This is a genomic window from Pseudomonas sp. NPDC089752 (assembly GCF_044748725.1).
In the GTDB taxonomy this organism is placed as follows: domain Bacteria; phylum Pseudomonadota; class Gammaproteobacteria; order Pseudomonadales; family Pseudomonadaceae; genus Aquipseudomonas.
In genome coordinates this window covers 1-24,288 of the sequence record NZ_JBIVGP010000025.1, presented here as the reverse complement: position 1 = coordinate 24,288, position 24,288 = coordinate 1, and the positions used below count along the sequence as shown (strand labels likewise).

22 protein-coding genes are annotated in these 24,288 nt (G+C 63.6%); 17 read left to right on the top strand and 5 right to left on the bottom strand.

Annotated features, from left to right (window positions below):
• The first annotated feature begins 102 nt into the window (after positions 1-102).
• Together ACIPZF_RS25425 and ACIPZF_RS25420 are read left to right on the top strand one after the other, a co-directional pair.
• Positions 103-354 (top strand): hypothetical protein, encoded by a 252-nt coding sequence (locus ACIPZF_RS25425; protein WP_400804630.1) that lies wholly within the window; start codon positions 103-105, stop codon positions 352-354.
• A 72-nt stretch (positions 355-426) separates the two neighbouring features.
• Positions 427-1,146 carry a TorF family putative porin gene (locus ACIPZF_RS25420; RefSeq protein WP_400804628.1) on the top strand — a complete coding sequence of 240 codons (720 nt, stop codon included), beginning with the start codon at positions 427-429 and terminating at the stop codon, positions 1,144-1,146.
• Here the strand turns inward: ACIPZF_RS25420 and ACIPZF_RS25415 are convergent.
• Positions 1,143-2,030, bottom strand: a complete 888-nt coding sequence (locus ACIPZF_RS25415; RefSeq protein WP_400804626.1) for a LysR family transcriptional regulator — start codon at positions 2,028-2,030, stop codon at positions 1,143-1,145. The two genes, ACIPZF_RS25420 and ACIPZF_RS25415, sit on opposite strands and share 4 nt — an antisense overlap.
• 126 nt (positions 2,031-2,156) lie before the next feature.
• Here ACIPZF_RS25415 and ACIPZF_RS25410 point away from each other — a divergent pair, with 126 nt between their 5' ends.
• The 8 genes from ACIPZF_RS25410 to dctM all read left to right on the top strand — a co-directional run bounded on the left by ACIPZF_RS25410 (position 2,157) and on the right by dctM (position 10,792).
• Complete coding sequence (locus ACIPZF_RS25410) at positions 2,157-2,984, top strand: MaoC family dehydratase N-terminal domain-containing protein (protein ID WP_400804624.1); 828 nt, start codon at positions 2,157-2,159, stop codon at positions 2,982-2,984.
• A gap of 21 nt (positions 2,985-3,005) precedes the next feature.
• Positions 3,006-4,169 (top strand): acyl-CoA dehydrogenase family protein, encoded by a 1,164-nt coding sequence (locus ACIPZF_RS25405; protein WP_400804622.1) that lies wholly within the window; start codon positions 3,006-3,008, stop codon positions 4,167-4,169.
• Positions 4,170-4,179: 10 nt separating this feature from the next.
• Positions 4,180-5,529 carry an MmgE/PrpD family protein gene (locus tag ACIPZF_RS25400; protein ID WP_400804620.1) on the top strand — a complete coding sequence of 450 codons (1,350 nt, stop codon included), beginning with the start codon at positions 4,180-4,182 and terminating at the stop codon, positions 5,527-5,529.
• 18 nt (positions 5,530-5,547) lie between these two features.
• Entirely contained in the window at positions 5,548-6,747 is a 1,200-nt protein-coding gene (locus ACIPZF_RS25395; RefSeq protein ID WP_400804617.1) for a CaiB/BaiF CoA transferase family protein, read from the top strand.
• Positions 6,744-7,562 (top strand): HpcH/HpaI aldolase/citrate lyase family protein, encoded by an 819-nt coding sequence (locus ACIPZF_RS25390; RefSeq protein WP_400804614.1) that lies wholly within the window; start codon positions 6,744-6,746, stop codon positions 7,560-7,562. The genes ACIPZF_RS25395 and ACIPZF_RS25390 overlap by 4 nt, the downstream gene beginning before the upstream one ends.
• Before the next feature lie 245 nt (positions 7,563-7,807).
• Positions 7,808-8,806 (top strand): DctP family TRAP transporter solute-binding subunit, encoded by a 999-nt coding sequence (locus tag ACIPZF_RS25385; RefSeq protein WP_400804612.1) that lies wholly within the window; start codon positions 7,808-7,810, stop codon positions 8,804-8,806.
• 70 nt (positions 8,807-8,876) lie between these two features.
• Positions 8,877-9,509, top strand: coding sequence for a TRAP transporter small permease (locus tag ACIPZF_RS25380; RefSeq protein WP_400804609.1), 633 nt, complete (start codon positions 8,877-8,879; stop codon positions 9,507-9,509).
• Positions 9,509-10,792: a C4-dicarboxylate TRAP transporter large permease protein DctM gene (dctM, locus tag ACIPZF_RS25375; RefSeq protein ID WP_400804606.1), complete on the top strand. Its 1,284-nt coding sequence runs from the start codon at positions 9,509-9,511 to the stop codon at positions 10,790-10,792. The genes ACIPZF_RS25380 and dctM overlap by 1 nt, the downstream gene beginning before the upstream one ends.
• Before the next feature lie 104 nt (positions 10,793-10,896).
• Here the strand turns inward: dctM and ACIPZF_RS25370 are convergent, their stop codons facing one another.
• From ACIPZF_RS25370 to pobA, 3 genes are all read right to left on the bottom strand, one after another.
• Positions 10,897-11,778, bottom strand: coding sequence for a LysR substrate-binding domain-containing protein (locus ACIPZF_RS25370; RefSeq protein ID WP_400804603.1), 882 nt, complete (start codon positions 11,776-11,778; stop codon positions 10,897-10,899).
• Between the two features lie 45 nt (positions 11,779-11,823).
• Positions 11,824-13,611, bottom strand: coding sequence for a gamma-glutamyltransferase (gene ggt, locus ACIPZF_RS25365; RefSeq protein ID WP_400804601.1), 1,788 nt, complete (start codon positions 13,609-13,611; stop codon positions 11,824-11,826).
• A 253-nt stretch (positions 13,612-13,864) separates the two neighbouring features.
• A complete protein-coding gene (gene pobA, locus ACIPZF_RS25360) occupies positions 13,865-15,052 on the bottom strand; it encodes a 4-hydroxybenzoate 3-monooxygenase (RefSeq protein WP_400804599.1) in 1,188 nt (395 codons plus the stop codon).
• A 130-nt stretch (positions 15,053-15,182) separates the two neighbouring features.
• Here pobA and ACIPZF_RS25355 point away from each other — a divergent pair, with 130 nt between their 5' ends.
• The 3 genes from ACIPZF_RS25355 to ACIPZF_RS25345 all read left to right on the top strand — a co-directional run bounded on the left by ACIPZF_RS25355 (position 15,183) and on the right by ACIPZF_RS25345 (position 17,460).
• Entirely contained in the window at positions 15,183-16,061 is an 879-nt protein-coding gene (locus ACIPZF_RS25355; RefSeq protein ID WP_400804597.1) for a helix-turn-helix domain-containing protein, read from the top strand.
• A gap of 80 nt (positions 16,062-16,141) precedes the next feature.
• Entirely contained in the window at positions 16,142-16,540 is a 399-nt protein-coding gene (locus ACIPZF_RS25350; RefSeq protein ID WP_400804595.1) for a MerR family DNA-binding transcriptional regulator, read from the top strand.
• 20 nt (positions 16,541-16,560) lie between these two features.
• Entirely contained in the window at positions 16,561-17,460 is a 900-nt protein-coding gene (locus tag ACIPZF_RS25345; RefSeq protein WP_400804593.1) for a hydroxymethylglutaryl-CoA lyase, read from the top strand.
• A 534-nt stretch (positions 17,461-17,994) separates the two neighbouring features.
• Here the strand turns inward: ACIPZF_RS25345 and ACIPZF_RS25340 are convergent.
• The gene (locus ACIPZF_RS25340; RefSeq protein WP_400804591.1) at positions 17,995-18,513 is read right to left on the bottom strand and encodes an MgtC/SapB family protein; all 519 of its coding nucleotides are present in this window, start codon (positions 18,511-18,513) and stop codon (positions 17,995-17,997) included.
• A gap of 245 nt (positions 18,514-18,758) precedes the next feature.
• Here ACIPZF_RS25340 and ACIPZF_RS25335 point away from each other — a divergent pair, with 245 nt between their 5' ends.
• The 4 genes from ACIPZF_RS25335 (at position 18,759) to ACIPZF_RS25320 (ending at position 24,089) form a co-directional block, all read left to right on the top strand.
• On the top strand, positions 18,759-18,998 hold the full coding sequence (locus ACIPZF_RS25335; RefSeq protein WP_400804589.1) for a DUF3203 family protein: 240 nt from the start codon (positions 18,759-18,761) through the stop codon (positions 18,996-18,998).
• A gap of 122 nt (positions 18,999-19,120) precedes the next feature.
• The gene (gene ccoG, locus ACIPZF_RS25330) at positions 19,121-20,509 is read left to right on the top strand and encodes a cytochrome c oxidase accessory protein CcoG (protein ID WP_400804666.1); all 1,389 of its coding nucleotides are present in this window, start codon (positions 19,121-19,123) and stop codon (positions 20,507-20,509) included.
• Positions 20,510-20,548: 39 nt separating this feature from the next.
• Entirely contained in the window at positions 20,549-21,958 is a 1,410-nt protein-coding gene (gene mapR, locus ACIPZF_RS25325; RefSeq protein ID WP_400804586.1) for a GntR family transcriptional regulator MpaR, read from the top strand.
• Positions 21,959-22,013: 55 nt separating this feature from the next.
• A complete protein-coding gene (locus ACIPZF_RS25320) occupies positions 22,014-24,089 on the top strand; it encodes a PAS domain-containing protein (protein WP_400804583.1) in 2,076 nt (691 codons plus the stop codon).
• The last annotated feature ends 199 nt before the right edge of the window (positions 24,090-24,288 follow it).

Genomic DNA, 24,288 nt, shown 5'->3' with positions numbered 1-24,288 from the left:
CGATAGTCACTATCGAGAACGACAATTTCTACTGATCCCGCGCGCCCAATAACCTTGCTCCATCGACTCGCCACATTCGCCACCGAATCCTGGAGCTTCCCCATGCACACCACGGCCCGCCTGCTGCTCGCTGCCCTCACCGTCACCGTCCTCGCGGTGCTCAGTGGTTGCGCCAGCCACCCCGAACTGCGCCCCTACACCGCCGAAGAAACCCGCCAACTGCAACTCGAATCCATTCAGCGCCAAGCCCTTTCACTGGACGAATACGAGCTGCGCAAGCGCGTGATCCTGCGTGCGGCCAGCCCGCAGGTGGTGACTGAAGTGGTCGAAGCGCAGCCTGGGGTCAAGGGCTGACCTGATCGAGATTCTCCAGCGCCTTTGCTGTATCCTGTGCCGCTCAAGAGCAAGCCTTCCAGGACGGTGACCATGACCAGGCCCCTTCTGTTGCTGAGTGCGGCCCTGCTGTTCAGTTCGGCGCCGCAGGCGCAACTGATCCAGCGCCAACTGGGCGATTTCGACTTCAAGCTCGGCACCACGCCTTCACGCAGCATGGCCCAAGGGCTGATTTCGCCGAGCGCCACCGGTGCCTTCCACGGCGGCCTCGACCTCAGCCACCCCAGCGGCTGGTACCTCGGCCAGTATGCGCCGAGCATGGGCGTGACGCCTGACTCTACCCTGCGCCTGGACAGCTATCTGGGCTACAAGCACCATTTCGACAGCACCCTGGGTTATGAAGTCGGCCTGATCCACTACAGCCAACCGAATATCGCCGGGCCGGACAGCTATGCCCTCTTTGGCGGCCTGTCGATTCTGGGCAGCCGCTTTGGCGGCGCCTGGCGCGACAACCCGGCCAACCGCACCGGCACCCTGTTCGCCGACTTTGGCCAGTTACCCGTGTTCGATATCGATCTGACTGTAAAGCTTGCCCACCATTGGCTGGGCACGCCTTTCACGCTGGTCGACGGCAGCCAGGTGAATGCGTTCTCGGACTGGTCGCTGGAGCTGTCGCGGCCCTGGCTGGGCATCGACCTGAACCTCATCTACAGCAACTCGAACCTCACCGGTGGCGGCTGCGACGCTTACGCGGGCATCAACACTTACTGCGAGAGCATGCTGACGTTCAAGGCCCAGCGCAGCTTCTTCTAGGTTTCAGGCATCAGCGTTGCAATCAAGGCCCGCACGGTACCCGGCAACGCATCCAGTTCGCGCACCAGAATACTGCGCTCACGCACCGCCCACGGTTCATCCAGGGTAATGGTGACCAGCCCCATGGTCTGGCTATGCCGCAGCGCCGCCGACTCGGGGATGATGCCAATCCCCACGCCCGCCTCCACCAGCCGGCAAATGGCCTCGAAACTCGACAGCTGAATGCGCAGCGAGAGGTTCAGGCCCATGCGTTCGACATGGTCGCGCAGAAAACTCAGCAGCGTGCTGCCGTCGTGCAGGCCGATATGCTGGAACGCCAGGGTCTGCTTCAACGACACCTGCTTGCAGGTCGCCAATTCGTGCCCTGCCGGCACGATCAGCACCAGCCGGTCGGTGCTGAAGTGCATCACCTGCAAACCGCTGGCCTCCACCGGCCCGGCGATGATGCCCATGTCGCTGCTGCCATCGAGCACGCCGCGCACGATATCCCTGGACAGGCGCTCCTGCAGGTCGACCGTCACCCCTGGGCGCTTGGCGAGAAAGCCTGCCAGCACTTCGGGGAGGAATTCGGTAACGGCGGTGGTGTTGGCGAAGATGCGGATATGCCCCGCCGAATCAGTACCGAACTGGGTGAATTCGGCTTTCAGGTAGTCCACCTGGCGCATGATCAGCCGGGCATGCATCAGCAGCTTCTGCCCGGCCGGGGTCAGCTCTACGCCGCGGCTGTCGCGGTACAGCAAGCGGGTGTCGAGCTGCGCTTCCAGCGCCTTGATCCGCGCGCTGGCGGCAGCCGGAGAAAGAAATGCACGGCGCGCCCCCTGGGTGAGGCTGGGTGATTCACCGATATGAATGAAAAGCCTCAGGTCTGCCAGATCGAAATGCATCGGGGTGTCCTTGCTGGGCGCGGGCGTTCAGCATACATGAACGCCGGATTACGAAAATGCAAATTCACAGAATGCCCACTGCCTCGCATGATCTGGCCATAACAACAAATGCAGAGGCCCATGGTTATGACTGCTACGGACTACAGCGCCTGGATCGGCCGCACGGAAGAAGCCGTCGACGAGCTCAGCCGCAACCTGATCAAGCGTATCGCCGCCACTTTTGGCGAAACCGCACCCGCCGTCGGACAACCGCTGCCGCCCTTGTGGATGTGGTGCTTTTTCCAGGAGCCAGTCGCCGAAACGCAATTGGGCAGCGACGGCCACCCGGCACGTGGCAGCTTCCTGCCACCCGCCGACAACCGCAACCGCATGTGGGCCGGGGGCCGGGTTGAATTCATCGCTCCGCTCAAAGTCGGTGCCGAGGCACATCGTCTTTCGACCATCGTACACATCGAGGAAAAACTTGGCCGCAGCGGGGCGTTGCTGTTCGTCACGGTGCGCCACGAGTACTCGCAACACGGCGAGCTGTGCGTGCGTGAAGAGCAGGACATCGTCTACCGCGAACCTAATCCCCCCAAACTGAACAGCGCCGCGCCAACCGCTGCAGCCGACTGGAGCGAGACCATCACGCCCTCCCCGACCTTGCTGTTCCGTTACTCCGCCGTGACGTTCAACGGCCACCGTATCCACTACGACCACCCCTACGTTACCGAAACCGAGGGCTATCCCGGTTTGGTCGTACACGGCCCGCTGATCGCCACCCTCAACCTGCGCGCCTTCATCCGCGCCAACCCCGGCAGGCGCGTGCGCCACTTCGCCTACCGTGGCGTACGGCCACTGACCGTCCCCACGCCCTTCGAACTGGCCGGCCACATCAGCGAGCCAGGTCAGGCGCAGCTGTGGGCCGGCAATGCCGATGGCGTGGCGCAGAGCGCCGACGTGCTTTTCGACTGATACCTGGACAGGGAACACCGTATGCATACGTACGACAGCGATGACCTCAATGCCATCCGCGACGGCGTGCGCGCTTTGTGCGCCGCATTCGACGCCAGCTACTGGCGCAAGATCGACGAAGAAAAAGGCTTCCCCGAAGCCTTCGTCAAAGCCATGACCGACGCCGGCTGGCTGTCGGCGATGATCCCGGAGCAATTCGGCGGCTCCGGCCTGGGCCTGGCCGAAGCCTCGGTGATCCTCGAAGAGGTGAACGCCTGCGGCGGCAACTCCGGCACCGTGCACGGGCAGATGTACAACATGTTCACCCTGCTGCGCCATGGCAGCGAAGAACAGAAGCGCCATTACCTGCCCAAACTCGCCAGCGGCGAGCTGCGCCTGCAGTCGATGGGCGTGACCGAGCCCACCACCGGCACCGACACCACCAGGATCAAGACTACCGCCGTGCGCCAGGGCGACAAATACGTGATCAATGGGCAGAAGGTGTGGATCTCGCGGATCCAGCACTCCGACCTGATGATCCTCCTGGCCCGCACCACGCCACTGGCCGAGGTGAAGAAAAAGTCCGAGGGCATGTCGATCTTCCTGGTCGACCTGCGCGAGGCCATCGGCAATGGCCTGACCGTGCAGCCGATCGCCAACATGGTCAACCACGAGACTAACGAGCTGTTCTTCGACAACCTCGAATTGCCCGCCAGCAGCCTGATTGGCGAAGAAGGCAAAGGCTTCCGCTACATCCTCGACGGCCTCAATGCCGAGCGCACGCTGATCGCCGCCGAGTGCATCGGCGATGGCCGCTGGTTCATCGAAAAGGCCAGCGCCTATGCCCGTGACCGCGTGGTGTTCGGCCGGCCGATCGGGCAGAACCAGGGTGTGCAGTTCCCCATCGCCGAGGCGCATATCGAAATCGAAGCCGCCGACCTGATGCGCTGGCGCGCCTGCGCCGAATACGACAGCGGGCAGAACGCCGGGGCCAGCGCCAACATGGCCAAGTACCTGGCGGCGAAGGCATCGTGGGAGGCGGCCAACGCTTGCCTGCAGACCCACGGCGGTTTCGGCTTTGCCTGCGAATACGACGTCGAGCGCAAGTTCCGCGAAACCCGCCTGTACCAGGTGGCGCCGATCTCCACCAACCTGATCCTGTCCTACGTGGCCGAGCACCTGCTCGAACTGCCACGCAGCTTCTGAGGGCCCGAGCATGCAGCATACCCAAGCCCTCGCCGGCTTCCTCGCCGACCTGCGCTACGCGCACATACCCGGTCACGTGCTGGACCGTACCGAAGACCTGTTTCTCGACTGGCTGGGCTCGGCGCTGGCCAGCCAGGGCGCGCACCCGATTCCGCTGTTCGAGCGCTACGCCGAACGAATGGGGCCCGCCCAAGGCACCGCGCGAGTGCTGACCAGCGGGCGCACTTCATCGCCCTATTTCGCCGCCCTGGTCAATGGCGCGGCCTCGCACCTGGTCGAGCAGGACGACCTGCACAACAGCTCGGTGCTGCACCCAGCCACCGTGGTGTTTTCAGCCGTGCTGGCAGCCGCCCAGGACCTCGACAACAGTGGCCAGGATCTGCTGCTGGCAGCGGTGGCCGGCTATGAAGCGGGGATTCGCATCGGTGAGTTCCTCGGCCGTTCGCACTACCGCATCTTCCACACCACCGCCACCGTCGGCACGCTGGCGGCGGCGGTGGGTGTGGGCAAGCTGCTGGGCTTCGACCAGGCGCAGTTCATCAACCTGCTCGGCAGCGCCGGCACCCAGGCCGCCGGGCTCTGGGAGTTCTTGCGCGATGCCGCCGACTCCAAGCAGCTGCACACCGCCAAGGCGGCCGCCGACGGCCTGCTGGCCGCTTACCTCACCGCCGATGGCCTGACCGGGGCACGCAACATTCTCGAAGGCGAACAAGGTCTGGCCGCTGGCATGTCCAGCGACGCAGACCCGACGCGCCTGAGCGACCGCCTGGGCACGCGGTGGGCGCTGGTGGAAACCTCGTTCAAGTTCCACGCCTCGTGCCGCCACACCCACCCCGCCGCCGACGCGCTGCTGCAGCTGATGCAACGTGAAGGTCTAAGGCATGAGCAGATCGCCAAGGTGGTCACCCGCGTGCACCAGGGCGCCATCGACGTGCTGGGCCGGGTCACCACGCCGGCCACCGTGCACCAGGCCAAGTTTTCCATGGGCACCGTACTTGGCCTGATCGCGGTGCATGGCAGTGCGCAGCTCCTGGAATTCCGTGACCTGGCGCTGACCGATCCGCAGGTCGCGCGTTTTCGTGACAAGGTCGAGATGCAGCTCCACGCCGAAGTGGATGCGGCCTATCCGGCACGTTGGCTGGGCCGAGTAGAAGTCACTAGCAACGACGGCCGCACCTTCCGCGCCGCCATCGACGAGCCTAAGGGCGACCCGGGCAATACCCTGTCGCGCCCTGAGCTGGAAGCCAAATTCCAGCGCCTGCTGGCCTATTCCGGCGCACGCAGCCCGGCCCAGGGGCAGGCGCTGATCGCTCGCATCTGGCAGCTGCGCGACACCCGCTCGCTGGCCGATCTGCACTGAACCCGAACAGGTGACCCTATGACTCAAGCAACGCCCCGCCCGCTGGACGGCATCACCGTGATCAGCCTGGAGCACGCCATCGCAGCGCCCTTCTGCACCCGCCAGCTGGCCGACCTGGGCGCCCGCGTGATCAAGGTCGAACGCCCTGGCAGCGGTGATTTCGCCCGGGGCTACGACCAGCGCGTCGACGGCCTGGCCTCGCACTTCGTGTGGACCAACCGCTCCAAGGAAAGCCTCACCCTCGACCTCAAGCAAAAGGCCGCCGACGGCATTCTCGACGCCCTGCTGGCCAAGGCCGATGTGCTGGTGCAGAACCTCGCACCGGGTGCGGCGGCGCGCATGGGGCTGTCGTTCGAGGCCCTGCACGCGCGTTTCCCGCGGCTGATCGTGTGCGACATTTCCGGCTACGGCGAAGGTGGCCCCTATGAAAAGAAGAAAGCCTACGACCTGCTGATCCAGAGCGAAGGCGGCTTTCTATCGGTGACCGGCGGCCCCGGCGAAAACGACATGGCCAAGGCCGGCTGCTCGATCGCCGACATCGCCGCCGGCATGTACGCCTACACCGGCGTGCTGTCGGCGCTGATGCTGCGCGACAAAACCGGTGTCGGCAGCCGCATCGATGTGTCGATGCTGGAAAGCCTGGTGGAGTGGATGGGCTATCCGATGTACTACGCCTACGACGGTGCGCCGCCACCGCCGCGTGCCGGCGCTGCGCACTCGACCATCTACCCGTACGGGCCATTTCCTACCGGCGGTGGCGGCACGATCATGCTCGGCCTGCAGAACGAACGGGAATGGGCGCTGTTTTGCGAGAAGGTACTGCTCGACCCAGCGCTGGCCAGCGATGACCGCTTCAGTGCCAACTTCAAGCGCTCGGCAAACCGCGAAGTGCTGCGCCAAATCATCATCGATGGCTTCGCCGGCCTGTCGCTGGACGAGGTGGTGGCACGCCTTGAACAGGCGCAGATCGCCAATGCTCGGGTCAACGACATGCACGCCGTGTGGCAGCACCCGCAGTTGCAGGCCCGCGACTGCTGGCGCGAAGTGGACAGCCCGGCCGGCAAGTTGCCGTCGCTGCTGCCACCGGGGCGCAACGCTGCCTTCACCCCACGCATGGATGCCGTACCGGCCTTGGGGCAGCATACCCAGGGCATTCTCGGCGAGCTGGGTTTTACGGCAGCGCAACAGGCCGGCCTGGCTGCCGGTGGCGTGGTATGAACGTCGTCCGTTCCGCCCTGTTCGTGCCCGGTAGCCGCCCCGAACGCTTCGCCAAGGCGCTGGCGGCGGGGGCCGACGCGGTGATCGTCGATTTCGAGGATGCCGTGGAGGAACCGCTCAAGCGCCAGGCTCGCGACAATCTAGCTGCTTTTCTGCATGCGACGCCGCAGGCTTCGGTGTGGGTCCGGGTGAATGCGCCGGAACACCTGGAGCATGCCGCCGATCTGGCCTTCTGTGCACAGCAACCCGGCGTCGCTGGCGTGCTGCTGCCCAAGGTGGAAAATGCCGCTCAGGTCGCCATTGCCCGCCACGCTGGCAAACCAGTCTGGCCCATCATCGAAAGCGCCAAGGGGCTGTTGGCACTGGAGCAGATCGCCCATGGCGAGGGCGTCCAACGGTTGTCGTTCGGCAGCCTGGACCTGGCGCTGGACCTGCATCTGAACACCGAGAGTGCCGCAGCACGGCAGTTCCTGGATCAGGCCCGCATGGCTGTGCAGCTGCACTCGCGCGGCGCTGGCCTGCTGGCGCCGCTCGATGGGGTGTTTCCTGCCATCGCCGACGCCGAGGGCCTGCAGCGAGCGATGCGCCATGCCTATGACCTCGGCTATGGCGGGGCGCTGTGCATCCATCCCCGGCAGGTGGCGGTGATTCACGCGGCGCTGGCGCCTAGGGAGGAGGAACTGGCTTGGGCTCGACGAGTAGTGGCAGCGAGCGAGGCGGCCCAAGGCGCCGGAGCGTTCCAGCTGGATGGGCAGATGGTCGATGCTCCGGTGTTGCTACGGGCACAGCGACTCTTAGCCGGAAAGCTCGATTGATATTACCGGCCTCTTCGCGGGGCAAGCCGGATCGCCGGACCGCCGCTCCCACAAGATTTTCACTGTCTTCAGCTTGGCGCGGTACCTGTGGGAGCGGGCTTGCCCCGCGAAGAGGCCGGAAAAGTCACAACCAAGCGTTCGGCCAAGCCGAACGCTGCCTTACACAAATGCTAATTCTCTAAACGCAGGCCCTGGTCCATCTTTACGTTCAATCCTCCTACAACAATAAATCAGAGGTGACATCGATGTTGAAACTGACCCAGTCGCTGTTCTGCGCCGCCGCAGTCTCCATGGCCGGCCTGGCCCAGGCCGCCGACCCGATCATCATCAAATTCGCCCACGTGGTGGCCGACAGCACCCCCAAAGGCCAGGGTGCGCTGATGCTGCAGAAGCTCGTCGCCGCCGACCCGCAGCTCAAGGACAAGGTCAAAGTCGAGGTCTACCCCAACTCGTCGCTGTTCGGCGATGGCAAGGAGATGGAAGCCTTGCTGCTCGGCGACGTGCAGATGCTGGCGCCGTCGCTGGCCAAGTTCGAGCACTACAACAAGCAGGTGCAGATCTTCGACCTACCGTTCCTGTTCGATGACCTGGCCGCTGTCGACCGCTTCCAGCAAGGCCCGCAAGGCAAGGCGCTGTTGACTTCGATGGAGGACAAAGGCATCCGTGGCCTGGCCTATTGGCACAACGGCCTCAAACAGCTTTCGGCGAACAAGAAGGTGATCCTGCCCAAGGATGCCCGTGGCCTGAAGTTCCGCGTGCAGGCCTCAAGCGTGCTCGAAGAACAGTTCAAGGCGATCCGCGCCAACCCGCGCAAGATGAGCTTCGCCGAGGTTTACCAGGGCCTGCAGACCGGCACGGTCAACGGCACCGAGAACACCTGGTCGAACTACGAAAGCCAGAAGGTAAACGAAGTGCAGCCGTTCTTCACCGAGACCAACCATGGCCTGATCGACTACATGGTGATCACCAACGCCAAGTTCTGGAACGGCCTGCCTGAGGACGTCCGTGGCGAACTGCAGACGCTGATCGACCAGGTCACCGTCGAGGTGAACAAGCAGGCAGAGGCACTCAACCAGACCTCGCGGCAGAAGATTCTCGAGGCCAAGACCAGCGAGATCGACCCGCTGACCGCCGAGCAACGCCAACAGTGGCGTGAGGCGATGCGGCCGGTGTGGGAAAAGTTCTCCGATCAGATCGGCGCCGACCTGATCGACGCCGCCGACGCCGCCAACAAGGCTTCCTGACCGCCGTTGCGCCCTGCCCTGGCCACCCATTGCCTGGGTGGCCCGCCCTCTGTTTGTCTGGAGAAACCCTATGCAATCGCTCAGGCGTGTCTGGGAGCACTTCGAGGAAGGCATGATCGCCTTTCTCCTGGCGGCCATGACCCTGGTGACTTTCCTCTACGTGGCACTGAACAACCTCTACACGCTGTTCTACACCCTCAGTGACCACTGGGCCTTCGCCAGCGACCTGCTGCTCGCTGTCGGCGACCACCTGATGGGCTACGCCCAGGACATGACCTGGAGCATCGCCCTGACCAAGGCCATGTTCGGCTGGCTGATATTCTTCGGTATCGCCTACGGCGTGCGCACCGCAGGCCACCTGGGGGTCGACGTGCTGGTGCGGCGTACCCGCAAGCCGGTGCAGCGGGTGCTGGCGATGATCGCCTGCGCTTGCTGCCTGGCCTATGCCGGGCTGTTCCTGGTCGCCAGCATCAAATGGGTGAGCGCGGTGTTGGTCGCCGGTATCGGTGCCGAAGACCTCGACCGCTATGGCATCAAGGTCGGCCATATCGCGCTGATCGTGCCGTTCGGTTTCGCCCTGGTCATCGTCCGCTACCTGGAAATCCTCTATCGCCTGTTCGCCCATCGCCAATACGGCCTGGGCCTGGCCGACGAGGCCGGCGAAGCCAGCAAGCTGGCCAACCCTGGCGAGGAGCATCACTGATGACGGTTATCTGCCTGTTCTTGTTGCTGTTCGTGTTGATGTTCCTCGGCGTGCCAATCGCCATTGCCCTGGGGCTGTCGGGGGCGCTGTCGATCCTGATGTTCAGCCAGGACTCACTGAGCTCGCTCGCGATCAAGCTGTTCGAGACCTCCGACAGCTATACCTTCCTGGCCATCCCGTTCTTCCTGCTGTCGGGCGCGTTCATGACCACCGGTGGCGTGGCCCAGCGGCTGATCGACTTCGCCAACGCCTGCGTCGGGCATATCCGCGGCGGCCTGGCGATTGCCGCCGTGCTGGCGTGCATGCTGTTCGCCGCGCTGTCGGGCTCGTCACCGGCCACGGTCGCGGCGGTGGGTTCGATTGCCGTCGCCGGCATGGTGCGCTCCGGCTACCCACGCGAGTTCGGCGCCGGGATCATCTGCAACGCCGGCACCCTCGGCATCCTGATCCCGCCGTCGATCGTCATGGTGGTGTATTCGGCGGCCACCGAAACCTCGGTGGGCAAGCTGTTCATGGCCGGCGTGATACCCGGCATCCTGCTTGGCGTCAGCCTGATGGTGACGATCTACATCGTCGCCAGGATCAAGAAACTGCCAGCGCAACCCCGCGCCAGCTTCAGCGAATGGCTGAGCACCGCCCGGCGCGCGTTCTGGGGGCTGTTGCTGCTGGTGATCATCCTCGGCGGCATCTACAGCGGCATGTTCACCCCGACCGAAGCGGCAGCGGTTGCCGCGGTGTACTCGGCCTTCATCGCGCTGTTCGTGTACAAGGACATGCGCCTGCGCGATTGCCCGAAAGTGCTGCTGGAGTCGGGCCGGCTGACCATCATGCTGCTGTTCATCATCGCCAACGCCATGCTCTTCGCCCATGTGCTGACCACCGAACAGATCCCTCAGCAGATCACCCAATGGGTGTTGTCCGAGGGGCTGACGCCGATCGGTTTCCTGATCATGGTCAACGTGGTGCTGCTGGTGGCCGGCAGCTTCATGGAGCCGTCGGCGATCATCCTGATCCTGGCGCCGATCTTCTTCCCGATCGCGATGAAGCTGGGCATCGACCCGATTCACCTGGGGATCGTGATGGTGGTAAACATGGAGATCGGCCTGGTCCACCCACCGGTGGGGCTGAACCTGTTCGTGACCTCGGCGGTGACTGGCTTGACCCTGGGGCAGACGATCCGCGCGGCGCTGCCGTGGCTGTCGATCCTGCTGCTGTTCCTGGTGCTGGTGACCTATGTGCCGTTCATTTCGCTGGCGCTGCCGGCGTGGTTGGGGATGCCATAGGCCGTGGGAGCGGCTTTAGCCGCGAAGCAAGCGACGCGGTGGATGGCACCGGCTTCGCCGGCGTTCGCGGCTGAAGCCGCTCCCACAGGTATCATTTTGCACGCTCATATTCCGCCACCGGCGAGCAGTTCGGTCATCACCTCGGCCAACGCCTTGACCATCACATCCGCCGTAGGCCGATGGACGATGACGATCTCGTAGCTGTCCACCTCCGGCAACCCCTGCGTCTCCCCCATCACCCGATGCTCAGCGGTTGCCGCCCGTGGCGGCAACAGGCTGATGCCCATGCCGTCGGCCACTGCCGCCTGAATGCCGCTGAGGCTGGAGCTGGTGAAGCTGATCCGCCAGCGCCGGCCCATGCCTTCGATGGCGCTGATCATGTCTTCGCGGTACAGACCACGCGGCGGGAAGGTTACCAGCGGGATTGGGTCGAGCTCGAAGGACGGCATGCGCGCGCTGTCGATCCATTGCAGGCGTTCGGGCCAGCAGGCCACCCCCTCGCGGCTGTTGCGCCGCTGCTTGAGCAGCACTAGGTCGAGTTCACCATTGTCGTAGGCCTGGCTGAGGTCGCGGCACAGGCCGCTGGTGACTTCCAGCTTGACCTGAGGATGCAGCCGGCTGAACGCCGACAGCGCGTTGGTGGTGCGCCCACCGACGAAGTCCTCGGGCACACCCAGGCGCACGGTGACACCGACCATGGCGCCTGCCAGCGCTTCGAGCATCTGGTCGTTCAACGCCAGCATGTGCCGGGCATAGCCAAGCAACGTCTGCCCGGCATCGGTCGGCAGCACGTCACGGTTGCCGCGCACCAGCAGGCGGTGGCCGACCATGTCTTCGAGGCGGCGGACTTTCTGGCTGATGGTCGACTGGGTCGAGTGCAAGCGTGCGGCGGCGGTGGTGAAGCTGCCGCAATCGGCCACGACGACAATCGCGCGCAGCAGGTCGAGGTCGAACAGGGCTCTATTCGATTTAACGCTGATGGACATCTCTGTATTCGACTTCTGAATGGCAAGCCCTGACTTCTACCACGGCTAATCGCCGAGCGCCACGCCTTCACGACGCGGATCGGCGCCACCCGACCAACCTTCGGCGGTGCGTTGGATGATCTGCATGCCGCTGGTCATGACCATGGGCGTGACCTCGTGGCCCCAAGTTGCCAGTTGGCGGATCAGCGCGGGGCTGGTCAGGCCGGCCTCCACTTCGGTGCCAGCATTGCGGCTGCCGAAATTCGGCAGGTTGCTGGCCTGCTGCGGGTCGAGATGCCAGTCCAGCAGGCCGATCAATGCCTTGTTCACGTAGCCGATGATCTGCGAGCCGCCGGGTGATCCGAGACTGGCCACCAGCTCGCCGGAGTCGCGGGCAAACACCAAGGTCGGCGCCATGGCGGACAGTGGACGCTTGCCGGGCTCGACACGGTTGGCCACTGGCTTGCCGTTTTCCTGCGGGATGAAGGAGAAGTCGGTCAGGTGGTTGTTCAACAGAAAGCCTTTGACCATCAGGTGCGAGCCGAACGCGGCCTCCACCGACGTGGTCATGGCTAGCGCCTGGCCGCTGTCGTCGACGGCGCTGAGGTGCGAGGTGGAAATACGCAACGGCGAGCGGTCCGGCGCCATGGCCAGGTCCGCGCCTTCGGGTTTACCTGGGCGCGCATATTTCATGCTGAAGTCACCGATCTGTGCGGCGCGCCCAGCAAGGTACGCAGGGCTGGTCAAGGCCTTGAGCGGGACCGGCACATAATCACTGTCGGCCAGGTACTGGGCACGGTCGGCGTAGGCCAGCCGCTCAGCCTCGGCGATCAGGTGGACGGCCAGTGGGGCAGGTTCAAGGCCTGCCACCGACGACGTGGCGCGAGGGGGCAGGCTTGCCAGATCGCGTTGCGGGTTGGCGCGGTGCAGTGCGTCGAGGATGCCCAGCGTCTGCAGCACGGCCACCCCGCCCGAGGACGGCGGCGGCATGCCGCAGATCTGCCAGGCTTTGTAGGGACCGCACACGGGCGTGCGTTCCTTGGCCTGGTACTGGCGCATGTCGTTCAGGGAAAGGTGGCCGGGATTGGCATGGGTGCGCACGTTGGCAACGATCGCTTCGGCGATCTCGCCGGTGTAGAACGCATCGACGCCTTCACCGGCAATCCGCTCGAAGGTCTGCGCGAGGTCGGGGTTGCGCAGCAGCGTTCCTACTGCCAGGGGCCGGCCCTGTTGATCCAGAAAATAGCGGGCCATGGCCGGTGAACGTGCAATGAAAGGATCGCCCGCCACCAGGGTATTGAGGCGTTGGGAAACCGGGAAGCCATTGCGTGCCAAGGTGATGGCGGGAGTGAACAGGTCGCGCCAGGGCAGCTTGCCATGCTGGTCGTGTGCCAGCTTCAGCGCCCGCAGCACGCCGGGCACGCCTACCGAACGGCCGCCGATCTGCGCGTCCCGGAACGGCATCGGGGTGCCGTCCGCTCGCAGGAACAGCGTTTGAGTGACGGTTGCCGGTGCGGTTTCGCGGCCGTCGAATGCCTGCACGCGCTTACCGTCCCAGTAGAGGATGAATGCCCCGCCACCGATGCCGCTGGATTGCGGTTCGACCAGGGTGAGGACCATCTGCATGGCGATGGCCGCGTCGATGGCACTGCCGCCGGCGCGCAGCATTGCTCGGCCGGCCTCGCTGGCCAGGGGGTTGGCGGCGGCGGCCATGTGCTGGGTGGCGTGCACCGGTTGCAGGGCGGTGCGGTAGCCGGATTGGAGTTCGGGTGGGGCTGGCAGGATTAGGTCTGCATGGGCGCATTGAGCGGCGGCAAGGCACAGGGCGCCAATCAGGTGTGTTGGGAAATGCATGGGTTGGGTCCTTTCGAAGTGCATGCCGTGAGGTTTTCGGCGCTTTCAAGATCGAGCGCCGCCCGCGCGGCGCATCGCGGATGAATCCGCTCCTACGGTTTACCTCCGGCCAAGCATCAAGGCTGGCAGTGAAGATGTCACTGACAAAACTGGCCAAAGGTAAACCGTAGGAGCGGATTCATCCGCGATGCGCCGCGCGGGCGGCGCTCGATCTCAAGAACACTACAAACCGATCGGCGAGCGCGTTGGCAGCCTAAGCCACCTCCTCAAACGGCAACCCCACATAATTCTCGGCAATGTTCACCAACCCCGCCTCGGACGACAGGAAATACTCCCGATCCGCCTCCTGCATCTTCTGATCCCACCCATCCTTATGCTCACCAAAATCATGCAGCAATTGGGTCATGAACCAGCTGAACCGCTCGCCTTTCCAGACCCGGCGCAGTGCCAGCGGTGAATACTGCTGCAGCAGATCGGTACGCCCTTCGCGATAGACCTTGAGCAGAATCCGGTACAGGTAATTGACGTCCGAAGCCGCCAGATTGAGGCCCTTGGCCCCCGTGGGCGGAACGATATGCGCGGCATCGCCGACCAGGAACAGGTTGCCATACTGCATTGGCTCGACCACCTGGCTGCGCAGGGGCGCGATGCTCTTCTCCAGCGCCGGGCCGGTGATCAGCCGCGCCGCCACGTCCTCAGGCAGACGGGCTTTGAGCTCGTCCCAGAAACGCGCGTCGGACCAGTCCTCAACCCGCTCCGTCAGCGGCACTTGCAGGTAGTACCGGCTGCGCGTCTGCGACCGCTGGCTGCACAGCACGAAGCCCCGTTCATGGTGCGCATAGATCAGTTCATGATTGACCGGCGGGGTGTCGGACAACAGCCCAAGCCAGCCAAAGGGATAGACGCGCTCGTAATGCTTGAGCACGCCTTCGGGAATGCTCTGCCGGGAGACGCCGTGAAAACCGTCGCAACCGGCGATGTAGTCGCAGTCCAGGCGGTGGCTCTGCCCATCTTTCTCGAACGTGACGTACGGCCGTTCACCCTTGAGTTCGTGAGGCTGAACATGGCTGGCGGCGTAGATGATCGGTGCCCCGCTGGCCTCGCGCGCCTGCATCAGGTCACGGGTGACTTCGGTCTGGCCGTAGACCATCACGGTCTTGCCGCCGGTCAGGCCCTTGAGGTCCAGGCGCTGGCGGCGGCCACCGACCAGCAGCTCGACGCCTTCGTGAACCAGCCCTTCGCGGTCCATGCGTTCGGCGACACCGGCCTCGCGCAGCAGGTCGACGGTACCCTGCTCAAGCACGCCGGCACGGATGCGACCGAGCACGTATTCCGGGGTCTGGCGTTCGAGAATGACGGTATCGATGCCAGCCTTGTACAGCAATTGACCGAGCAGCAGGCCAGACGGGCCTGCGCCGATGATTGCAACCTGAGTCTTCATTGTTGTTGTCTCGTGCTTATGGGGTTTGCACTTGCATTTTTACGGGCTGCAGCGGCCAAATAGGTGTGCTATCCGATGCAAAACCTGCACTTTTACAAAAATCGTTCGATTAACGAACAGGCGTGACAGCATGAAATCCACCCTTGCGGGCGTCCCATTGTTCCAGCTGTACGGCGAAAACCAGGCCTGGCCCGGCACCGACCTGCTGCACTGCGAGTCGATTCCGACGCGCAGTCGCCTGCACCATTGGGAGATCAAGCCGCACCAGCACGCCGAGCTGTTTCAGTTGCTGTATGTGCAACGTGGCCAGGCCGAGGTAGAGATAGAGGGGGCACACAGCACCATCAGCGAAGCAGCTATCCAGGTAGTGCCGCCGCTGACCGTGCACGGTTTTCGCTTCAGCGCCGATATCCAGGGCCATGTGCTGACCTTCGGCACGGCGCTGGTGGCTGGCCTGGAACAGCGCCTGGGCGCACCGCTGAGTGTATTGACCCGCCCTGCGTGCTACTCGCTGGGCAAGGACCGCCTGCGCCTGCGCCAGCTGATCGAGACCCTGCAACAGGAATACCAGGGCCATGCGCCTGCAAGGTCGACCCTGCTCGAAGCCCTGGTGACCGCGCTGATGGTGTGGATCAGCCGTCGCCAGCAACTGGGCCAGGCGCCGCGCAACCGCGACGAACGTGACCGCCAGTTGCTCGGGCAATACCTGCGCCTGGTCGAAGCGCATTTCCGTGAGCACCTGTCCGTGGAAGATTTTGCCGCGCGACTGAACATTTCGAGCCTGCAACTCAATCAACTGTGCCGGGCGTTGAGCGGGCAGACCGCGCTGCAGGTGGTGCATCAGCGATTGTTGCTGGAGGCGAGGCGAAATCTGATCTACACGCGCATGAGCATCGGGCAATTGTCCGATAGCCTGGGGTTCAGTGACCCCACTTATTTTGCGCGGTTCTTCAAGCGCTTGAGCGGGCAGACAGCCAATGGCTATCGGCGCTCGGTACAACCTGACTGATGCGCGGGTTTCGCCGCCCTGCTTGACGTATACGTAAACCTGCATTCAGGATACCGCCATACCCCACGCCGAGCCCAAGCATGAGCAGCCAGACCTACAGCATTTCCGACCTGTCCCGCGAGCTGGACATCACCACCCGCGCCATCCGCTTCTACGAAGAACAGGGCCTGCTCAGCCCCGAACGCCGCGGCCTGGAACGTATCTATTCAGCACGCGACAAGGTCAGCCTGAAGCTGATCCTGCGTGGCAAGCGCATTGGTTTCTCGCTGGCCGAATGCCGCGAACTGATCGAGCTGTACGACCCCACCAGCGGCAACCTCAAGCAGCTCAACAGCATGCTGGCGAAGATCGCCGAGCGTCGCGCCCAGCTCGAACAGCAGATGCTCGACATCCACCAGATGCAACTGGAACTGGACACCGCCCAGGAACGCTGCGAACAAGCCCTGGCCGCGACCTTGAACCATAACGACAACCGTTGACCCGCCACAGGAACCCCGCCATGCCATTGCCCGAAAAAGTCCGCCTGGTCGAAGTCGGCCCCCGCGACGGCCTGCAGAACGAAGCGCAACCCATCAGCGTCGCCGACAAGGTGCGGCTGGTCGACGACCTGACCGACGCCGGCCTGGCCTACATCGAAGTCGGCAGTTTCGTTTCGCCCAAGTGGGTGCCGCAGATGGCCGGCTCCGCCGAGGTGTTCGCCGGCATTCAGCAGCGCCCAGGCGTGACCTACGCGGCCCTGGCACCCAACCTGCGTGGCTTCGAGGACGCCCTGGCCGCTGGGGTAAAGGAAGTGGCCGTGTTCGCCGCCGCCTCCGAGGCATTCTCCCAGCGCAACATCAATTGCTCGATCAGTGACAGCCTCATGCGCTTCGAGCCGATCATGCAGGCGGCGCGCAGCCACGGTGTGCGGGTGCGCGGGTACGTTTCCTGCGTGCTGGGCTGCCCCTACGAGGGCAAGGTCAGTGCCGAACAGGTCGCCCCGGTGGCCAAGGCCCTGCATGAGATGGGCTGCTACGAAGTTTCGCTGGGCGACACCATCGGCACCGGCACGGCCGGGGATACCCGTCGGTTGTTCGACGTGGTCTCGGCCGTGGTACCTCGCCAGCAATTGGCCGGCCACTTCCACGACACCTACGGACAGGCGCTGGCCAATGTGTACGCCAGCCTGCTCGAGGGCATCAGTGTGTTCGACAGCTCGGTGGCCGGCCTGGGCGGTTGTCCCTATGCCAAAGGCGCCACGGGCAACATCGCCAGCGAGGATGTGGTGTACCTGCTGCAAGGGCTGGGGATTGAAACCGGCATCGACCTCGACCGCCTGATCGCTGCAGGGCAGCGCATCAGCAACGTACTCGGCAGGGCCAACGGCTCGCGTGTGGCACGAGCGCGCAGCGCGCACTGAGGTTCACACGGTTGTCACAGGAGTGTGGGTGGTGTGTTACCGCCCCACAGTTTTCAGCAAAAAATCGGGTAACAGGGAAACAAATCGGCAGAAAATCCGGCGTGCCGATTCTCGCCAATTTATCTAAACCATTGATTTCAAAGGGTTTGTAAAAGTTGGCACGGCACCTGCTATATCTTTGGTACAAGAACAACAAAAATCGTGACACTCAATAAAAACAACAGATAACGGCTCTGACATAACAAGAACAACACGGCAGAGGCGCAGCAAGCAGATTTTTTTGGAGTAGACAGGCTTTTCAGGGGTGCGCCCCGCGATCTGGCACAGAACAATAAAACTACCTCAAGGTAGCGGCCGTCAGCATCGGATCCTCTGGATGAAAGCAGCGTCAGCGCTCAAAAAAATACGTTTGCCCTTGACCCCGGATGGGGGTCGCTCGCAACACCAAGGCAGGCCTACAAAAACAACAAAAGGCCCGTCTCAATAATAAGAAAAGAGCAGGCAACAACGCTTTGAGGGGAGCTTCGGCTCCCCTCAGTGCTTCCTGCCCTCCTCCTCCTGCTGTTTCTCCTCGTTCTCCCCCTCGACCTTATCCACCACCAACGGCATCGTCGCCAGCACCAGCAACGCCAGCAGCGTGCTGATCAGTGCCGTGGCCTCGCGCCCCATGCCTGCAGCGGTACCAATTGCGGCCGTCATCCACAAGCCGGCGGCGGTGGTCAGCCCTTTGACATGGCTGGTGTCCTGGCCGTTACCTTTGAGGATCGTGCCAGCGCCGAGAAATCCGATGCCGGCTACAATACCCTGAATCACCCGGCTCAACGCCTGCTCATCGGCGCCCGCCATGCTTGGCGCCAGAACGAACAACGCAGCGCCCATCGAAACCAGCATGTGCGTGCGCACACCGGCGGACTTGCCCTTGTGCTCGCGCTCGAAACCCAGCACTGCGCCCAGTACCGCTGCCATCAACAGTCGCAGAACGATGCGCACGACTTCCTGAGCGTCGGTGATGTCGGCAAATTCTGCTTGAAGCGTTTGCCAGATGAGGTCCATCGGATGGTCTCGAATGCCAGTTGTGTGTTGTCTGTGCTGGCCTCTTCGCGGGGCAAGCCCGCTCCCACAGATTCCGGCACTGCTGCTGTCATTGTGGGAGCGGGCTTGACCCGCCAAGAGGCCGGCAGAGGCTCCTTTAAGGGTTGACCCTTGCACATCAGGCAAAGTGCCCGCCCAGCGGAATCATGGAATCACGTTGGACCGCCAGCGGTCACACCTGTAACCGCACTTTGGAGGATCACCCCATGCCCGTCGAAATCGAAGAAAGCACCCGCCGCTGCACCCTCATCGGTGAAGACCTGCGCATTGAAGGCGAAGGCCCGGACATCGAGATCATCACCGATGAGCAGCTGCACATGTCCGTGGCACTGCTGGCCGGCCAGCGCGTGCCAATCACCGAAACCGAAGCAGACGCCTTGACGGTGGCAGGTGCGGTGGATAGCCGCAGGCACCTGAAGGCAAGCGTCCCAGGCTCGGTAATTTGAGGCTCAGCGGACAATGGCGGCTATCTGATACGGTTTTTCACGTCAAATCTGAGCCTGTGCTGAAAACAGCTTGAGGGCCATAGTGCTCATGCCTGATCGAAGGCCTGATGAGCACCGTTGCCATGACCGACAGAATCGACCTTATCGAACTGGCCTCCCCACGGCGGCCCGCCGCCAGCGGTATTCAAACCCGCAGTTTCTCCGGCCTCTACCGCAATCTGCGCATTGGCTTTGCCGGCCTGCTGTTCGTGCTGTTCTTCGGCACCGCCTGGCTGAACTGGAACGGACGCCAGGCGGTGCTTTGGGACCTGTCCAGCAGCAAATTCCATATCTTCGGCGCCACCTTTTGGCCGCAGGACTTCATCCTGCTGTCTGCGCTGCTGATCATCTGCGCCTTCGGCCTGTTCGCCATTACCGTGTACGCCGGCCGTGTCTGGTGTGGCTACAGTTGCCCACAGAGCGTGTGGACCTGGCTGTTCATGTGGTGCGAGAAAGTCACCGAAGGCGACCGCAACCAACGCATCAAACTCGCCGCCGCGCCCTGGAGCCTGCGCAAGCTGGCGCGTCGCTCGCTCAAGCACAGCCTCTGGCTGTCGATCGGCGTTATCACTGGGCTGACCTTCGTCGGCTACTTCACGCCCATCCGCCCGCTGGCCGTGGAGCTGTTAAGCCTGCAACTGGGCGGCGTGGCGCTGTTCTGGGTGGTGTTCTTCACCGCCGCCACCTACATCAACGCCGGCTTTCTGCGCGAAGCGGTGTGCCTGCACATGTGCCCATATGCGCGCTTCCAGAGCGTGATGTTCGACAAGGACACCCTGGCCGTGGCCTACGACCCGCGCCGCGGCGAAGCACGCGGCCCGCGCAAGAAAGGCAGCGACGCCCACGCACAGGGTTTGGGTGACTGCATCGACTGCACCCTGTGCGTGCAGGTCTGCCCGACCGGCATCGACATTCGCCAAGGCCTGCAGATGGCCTGCATCGGCTGCGCCGCCTGCATCGATGCCTGCGACAACGTCATGGACAAGATGGGCTACCCGCGCGGGCTGATCGGTTACAAGTCCGAACACAGCCTGCAAGGCGGTACCACCCACTGGCTGCGCCCGCGCCTGCTGGGCTATGCCGTCGCCTTGCTGGTGATGATCGGCGCCCTGGTCGCCGCCCTGCAGTTGCGCCCCATGGTGTCGCTGGACGTGATCAAGGACCGTGGCCTGTTCCGCGAGAACGCCCTGGGCCAGGTCGAGAACATCTACCTGCTCAAAGTCATCAACAAGACCGAGCACAGCCAGCGTTACCATTTGCGTCTACTGGATGCCGAGGGTTTCGCACTGCACGGCAAGGCCGATTTCATCATCCCCGCCGGTGAGATGAGCGAGCTGCCGGTGTCGGTCGCCCTGCTCGCCGAACGCCCGACCAGCAGCTCGCAGGAACTGGCCTTCGAAATCCAGGACAGCGATCAGCCGGCCATCCGCAGTGTGGCCCGCAGCCGCTTCGTGGCGCCGGTCAACCGCTGATCCCTTACACTCACCGTTCACCTTGCTTGCCGAGCCATCATGAAACGTTACGAACGCTTTGCCGACGACATTGCCGAACTGATCCGCTCCGGGGTGCTCGGCCCCGGCCAGCGCGTGCCCTCGGTACGCTATGCGAGCCAGACCCACGGAGTCAGCCCGTCGACAGTGTTCCAGGCCTACTACCTGCTCGAACGCCGCGGGCTGATCCGCGCACGGCCGCGTTCAGGCTACTTCGTCAATGCCCATGCACCGCGTCAGTTCAGTGAACCGCAACCGCTGGAACCGCTGAGCGAGTCGACTGACGTGGATGTCAGCGCCCTGGTGTTCTCCATCCTCGAATCGATCAAGGACCCGACTACCGTACCGTTCGGCTCGGCCTTCCCCAGCCCCGAACTGTTCCCGCTGCAGCGCCTGTCACGCTCACTGGCCAGCGCCAGCCGCGCGATGGACCCACGCATGGTGGTCACCGACCTGTCGCCAGGCAACCCGCAGCTGCGTCGGCAGATCGCCCTGCGGTACATGGTCGGCGGGCTGATGCTGCCCATGGAAGAACTGCTGATCACCAATGGCGCATTGGAGGCGCTGAACCTCTGCCTGCAGGCGGTCACCGAACCCGGTGACCTGGTGGCGATCGAAGCGCCCGCCTTTTACGCCTGCCTGCAAGTGCTGGAGCGGCTCAAGCTCAAAGCCGTGGAGATCCCCGTGCACCCGCGCGAAGGCATGGATTTGGCCGCGCTCGCGCAGAATCTGGACAAGCACCCGATCAAGGCCGTGTGGTGCATGACCAATTTCCAGAACCCAGTGGGCGCAAGCATGCCCGAGGCCAAGAAGCAGGCGCTGGTGGAACTGCTGCGGCGCCACCAGGTGCCGCTGATCGAGGATGATGTCTACGCCGAGCTGTATTACTCGCAGCAGGCGCCCAAGCCGGCCAAGGCCTTCGATACCCAGGGCCTGGTCATGCACTGCGGCTCGTTCGCCAAGAGCCTGGCACCCGGCTATCGCATCGGCTGGGTGGCGGCCGGGCGCTTTGCGCAGAAGATCGAACGGCTCAAGCTGATGACCTCGCTGTGCGCATCGATGCCGGCCCAGGCTGCCATCGCCGACTACCTGCAGCACGGCGGCTATGACCGCCATCTGCGCAAGCTGCGTTACGCTCTGGAAGGCCAGCAGGCCAATATGCTCGCCGCAATCGCCAGGCATTTCCCGGCACAGACGCGGGTCAGCCAGCCGTCCGGTGGCTACTTCCTGTGGCTGGAGCTGCCCGAGCAGATGGATGCGCTGAAGCTGTTTCACATGGCCTTGGCCCAGGGCATCAGCATCGCGCCGGGGCCGATCTTCTCACCGACCAGGCGCTTCGGTAACTGCATCCGCCTGAATTACGGCAGCCCTTGGCACGCTGATGCCGAGCGGGCCATGGAGACGCTGGGGCGCATCGTGCGATCGTTCTAGCCGCCGGCGGGGCGCGCAGGCTAAAGTTGGCTACCGAGCCATGCCGGACGCGCCCATGCCCCACCGCGAATTGCATCAATTACGCCAGCAGATCGACGTCCTGCAACGGCGCAATGCTGAACTTGAATCGACGCTGGCGAATCAGCATGCGGTGGATGACAAGTTGTTCCGCTTTCTGTTCGACACCATGGACGAAGGCTTCTGTGTCATCGAGTTCTTCGATGGCCCGCACGGCCCGCTCAGTGATTATGTGCACATCATCGCCAACGCGGCCTACGCCAAGCATGCCGGGATTCCCAACGTGGTCGGGCAGAAGCTGCGTGAAATGGTCCCCGACGAGGCCGACGACTGGGTGGCGCGCTACGGCGAGGTGCTGCGCACCGGCGAGCCGCTGCACTTCGAGCAGGAACTGGTCGCTACTGGCCACGTGCTGTCGGTTACCACGTTTCGTGTGGAGCCAGCGCAGCGGCGCCAGGTTGCGGTGTTGTTCAAGGATGTGACTGAACGACGCAACGCCGAGCGTGCCCTGCAGCTACTCAATGAAGAATTGGAACGACACGTCAACGAAGTGCTGGCCGAGCGTCGTCTGTTTGCCGAACTCATCGACCACAGCGTGGCCAACGTACATGTAGTCGATTTCGGCATGCGCTGGTTGGCGATCAATCGCCAGGCACAACAGGACTTCAACAGCTTGTACGGGTGCACGCCGCAAGTCGGCGATCACATGCCCGCATTGATGGGCGCCAGCATCCAGGACTACCACCAGATCCTGCCCATGTGGCAACGCGCACTGTCAGGTGAACAGTTCACCACGACCGAGGCGTTCGGCCAGGCAGCTGATCGGCGACACTTCGAGTTACGCTTCAACGCCCTGCGTGACCCGCAGGGAGTCGTCCAGGGCGCCTATCTGTTCGCCTATGACGTCACTGGCCGCGTGCGCGAGCAGCAGCGCCTGGCCCTTGCCGAGCAAGCGCTGCGCCAGGCTCAGAAGATGGAAGCCGTGGGCCAGCTCAGCGGCGGGATCGCCCACGATTTCAACAACCTGCTGGCTAGCATCCTCAATGCTCAGGAACTGATGCGCCAACGCCTGGGCCAGGCGCGTTACGCGGAGCTGAACCCATTGCTGGAGCTGTCCAGCACTTCTGCAAAGCGGGCGTCATCGCTGGTGCACAGATTGCTGGCCTTTTCGCGCCAACAAACCTTGCAACCGCTCGCCACCCAGGTCACGACGCTGGTCAGTGACATGGAAGACCTCATCCGCCGTAGCATAGGCCCGTCGATCACGCTGCGTAGCCACTTCGGCAGCGAACTATGGCCAACCTTCATCGATCCTTCGCAACTGGAAAGCGCCCTGCTCAACCTGTGCATCAATGCCCGCGATGCGCTGCCGGGCGGCGGCAAAATCGATATCCAGGGCGAGAACATCGTGCTCGACAGTGAGCTCGCGCAGCCTCTGGAGCTTCCCGCCGGGGACTATGTAAGCCTGAGCGTGATCGATAACGGCTGCGGTATGACCGCCGAGGTGGCGGCGCGGGCGTTCGATCCATTTTTCACGACCAAACCCTTGGGTCAAGGCACCGGCCTCGGCCTTTCGATGACGTATGGCTTCGTGCGCCAATCGGGCGGGCAACTGCGTTTGCTCTCCGCTCCCGGCGCGGGCACGCGGGTCCAACTCTACCTTCCGCGTCATGACCAACAGCCCAGGGAGCCAGTCCGCGAGCCCAAGCGGACATTCATGGACAGCTGCTGCACAAGCGGCCAACGCATTCTATTGGTCGAGGATCAGGCAGCCCTGCGCCTGGTCATCGGCGAAGTTTTGGACGAGCTGGGCTATCAGGTCGAGGCGTTCGAGAGTGCCCCGTCCGCCCTGGCTCATCTTCATCAAGGCGAGCGTCCGGATCTGCTGCTCACCGATATTGGCCTGCCCGATGGCCCCAACGGTCGCCAGCTGGCCGAGCTATGCAGGCTTGTCTATTGCGAATTGAAGGTGCTGTTCATCACAGGGTACGACGAGAGCGCGGCGTTGAGCGACGGCCTGCTGCTACAAGGGACGAGCGTACTGACCAAGCCGTTCGATCTGGACACATTGGCCGAGCGCGTACGCCAACTGCTTGCCGATGAGCTGCCCTGAGGGCAGCGATCCAGGCCCGCGAGCGTTCCGCCTTTGCTTTTTGCTTTTGCTTTTGCCTTTGCTTTTGCCTTTGCTTCTAAGTGCGCGGTAGTGCAGGCGACGCAGATTGCGACTTCAGGAGGCCGAGCGCAGGTCTTGCGGAGGGAGGTGACGGGCAGGAGCCCGTCAAGCGCCTCGGCCCATGGATGGGCCGTGGGCG

Bases quoted from the DNA above. Each gene is read 5' to 3' on its own strand.
- ACIPZF_RS25395 (WP_400804617.1), top strand. From the start codon at position 5,548: ATGACTCAAGCAACGCCCCGCCCGCTGGACGGCATCACCGTGATCAGC.
- dctM (WP_400804606.1), top strand. From the start codon at position 9,509: ATGACGGTTATCTGCCTGTTCTTGTTGCTGTTCGTGTTGATGTTCCTC.
- ACIPZF_RS25410 (WP_400804624.1), top strand. From the start codon at position 2,157: ATGACTGCTACGGACTACAGCGCCTGGATCGGCCGCACGGAAGAAGCC.
- ACIPZF_RS25335 (WP_400804589.1), top strand. From the start codon at position 18,759: ATGCCCGTCGAAATCGAAGAAAGCACCCGCCGCTGCACCCTCATCGGT.
- ACIPZF_RS25415 (WP_400804626.1), bottom strand. From the start codon at position 2,030: ATGCATTTCGATCTGGCAGACCTGAGGCTTTTCATTCATATCGGTGAA.
- ACIPZF_RS25390 (WP_400804614.1), top strand. From the start codon at position 6,744: ATGAACGTCGTCCGTTCCGCCCTGTTCGTGCCCGGTAGCCGCCCCGAA.
- ACIPZF_RS25385 (WP_400804612.1), top strand. From the start codon at position 7,808: ATGTTGAAACTGACCCAGTCGCTGTTCTGCGCCGCCGCAGTCTCCATG.
- ACIPZF_RS25420 (WP_400804628.1), top strand. From the start codon at position 427: ATGACCAGGCCCCTTCTGTTGCTGAGTGCGGCCCTGCTGTTCAGTTCG.
- ACIPZF_RS25425 (WP_400804630.1), top strand. From the start codon at position 103: ATGCACACCACGGCCCGCCTGCTGCTCGCTGCCCTCACCGTCACCGTC.
- mapR (WP_400804586.1), top strand. From the start codon at position 20,549: ATGAAACGTTACGAACGCTTTGCCGACGACATTGCCGAACTGATCCGC.
- ACIPZF_RS25380 (WP_400804609.1), top strand. From the start codon at position 8,877: ATGCAATCGCTCAGGCGTGTCTGGGAGCACTTCGAGGAAGGCATGATC.
- ACIPZF_RS25400 (WP_400804620.1), top strand. From the start codon at position 4,180: ATGCAGCATACCCAAGCCCTCGCCGGCTTCCTCGCCGACCTGCGCTAC.
- ACIPZF_RS25370 (WP_400804603.1), bottom strand. From the start codon at position 11,778: ATGTCCATCAGCGTTAAATCGAATAGAGCCCTGTTCGACCTCGACCTG.
- ACIPZF_RS25340 (WP_400804591.1), bottom strand. From the start codon at position 18,513: ATGGACCTCATCTGGCAAACGCTTCAAGCAGAATTTGCCGACATCACC.
- ccoG (WP_400804666.1), top strand. From the start codon at position 19,121: ATGACCGACAGAATCGACCTTATCGAACTGGCCTCCCCACGGCGGCCC.
- ggt (WP_400804601.1), bottom strand. From the start codon at position 13,611: ATGCATTTCCCAACACACCTGATTGGCGCCCTGTGCCTTGCCGCCGCT.
- ACIPZF_RS25350 (WP_400804595.1), top strand. From the start codon at position 16,142: ATGAGCAGCCAGACCTACAGCATTTCCGACCTGTCCCGCGAGCTGGAC.
- ACIPZF_RS25320 (WP_400804583.1), top strand. From the start codon at position 22,014: ATGCCCCACCGCGAATTGCATCAATTACGCCAGCAGATCGACGTCCTG.
- ACIPZF_RS25345 (WP_400804593.1), top strand. From the start codon at position 16,561: ATGCCATTGCCCGAAAAAGTCCGCCTGGTCGAAGTCGGCCCCCGCGAC.
- ACIPZF_RS25355 (WP_400804597.1), top strand. From the start codon at position 15,183: ATGAAATCCACCCTTGCGGGCGTCCCATTGTTCCAGCTGTACGGCGAA.
- ACIPZF_RS25405 (WP_400804622.1), top strand. From the start codon at position 3,006: ATGCATACGTACGACAGCGATGACCTCAATGCCATCCGCGACGGCGTG.
- pobA (WP_400804599.1), bottom strand. From the start codon at position 15,052: ATGAAGACTCAGGTTGCAATCATCGGCGCAGGCCCGTCTGGCCTGCTG.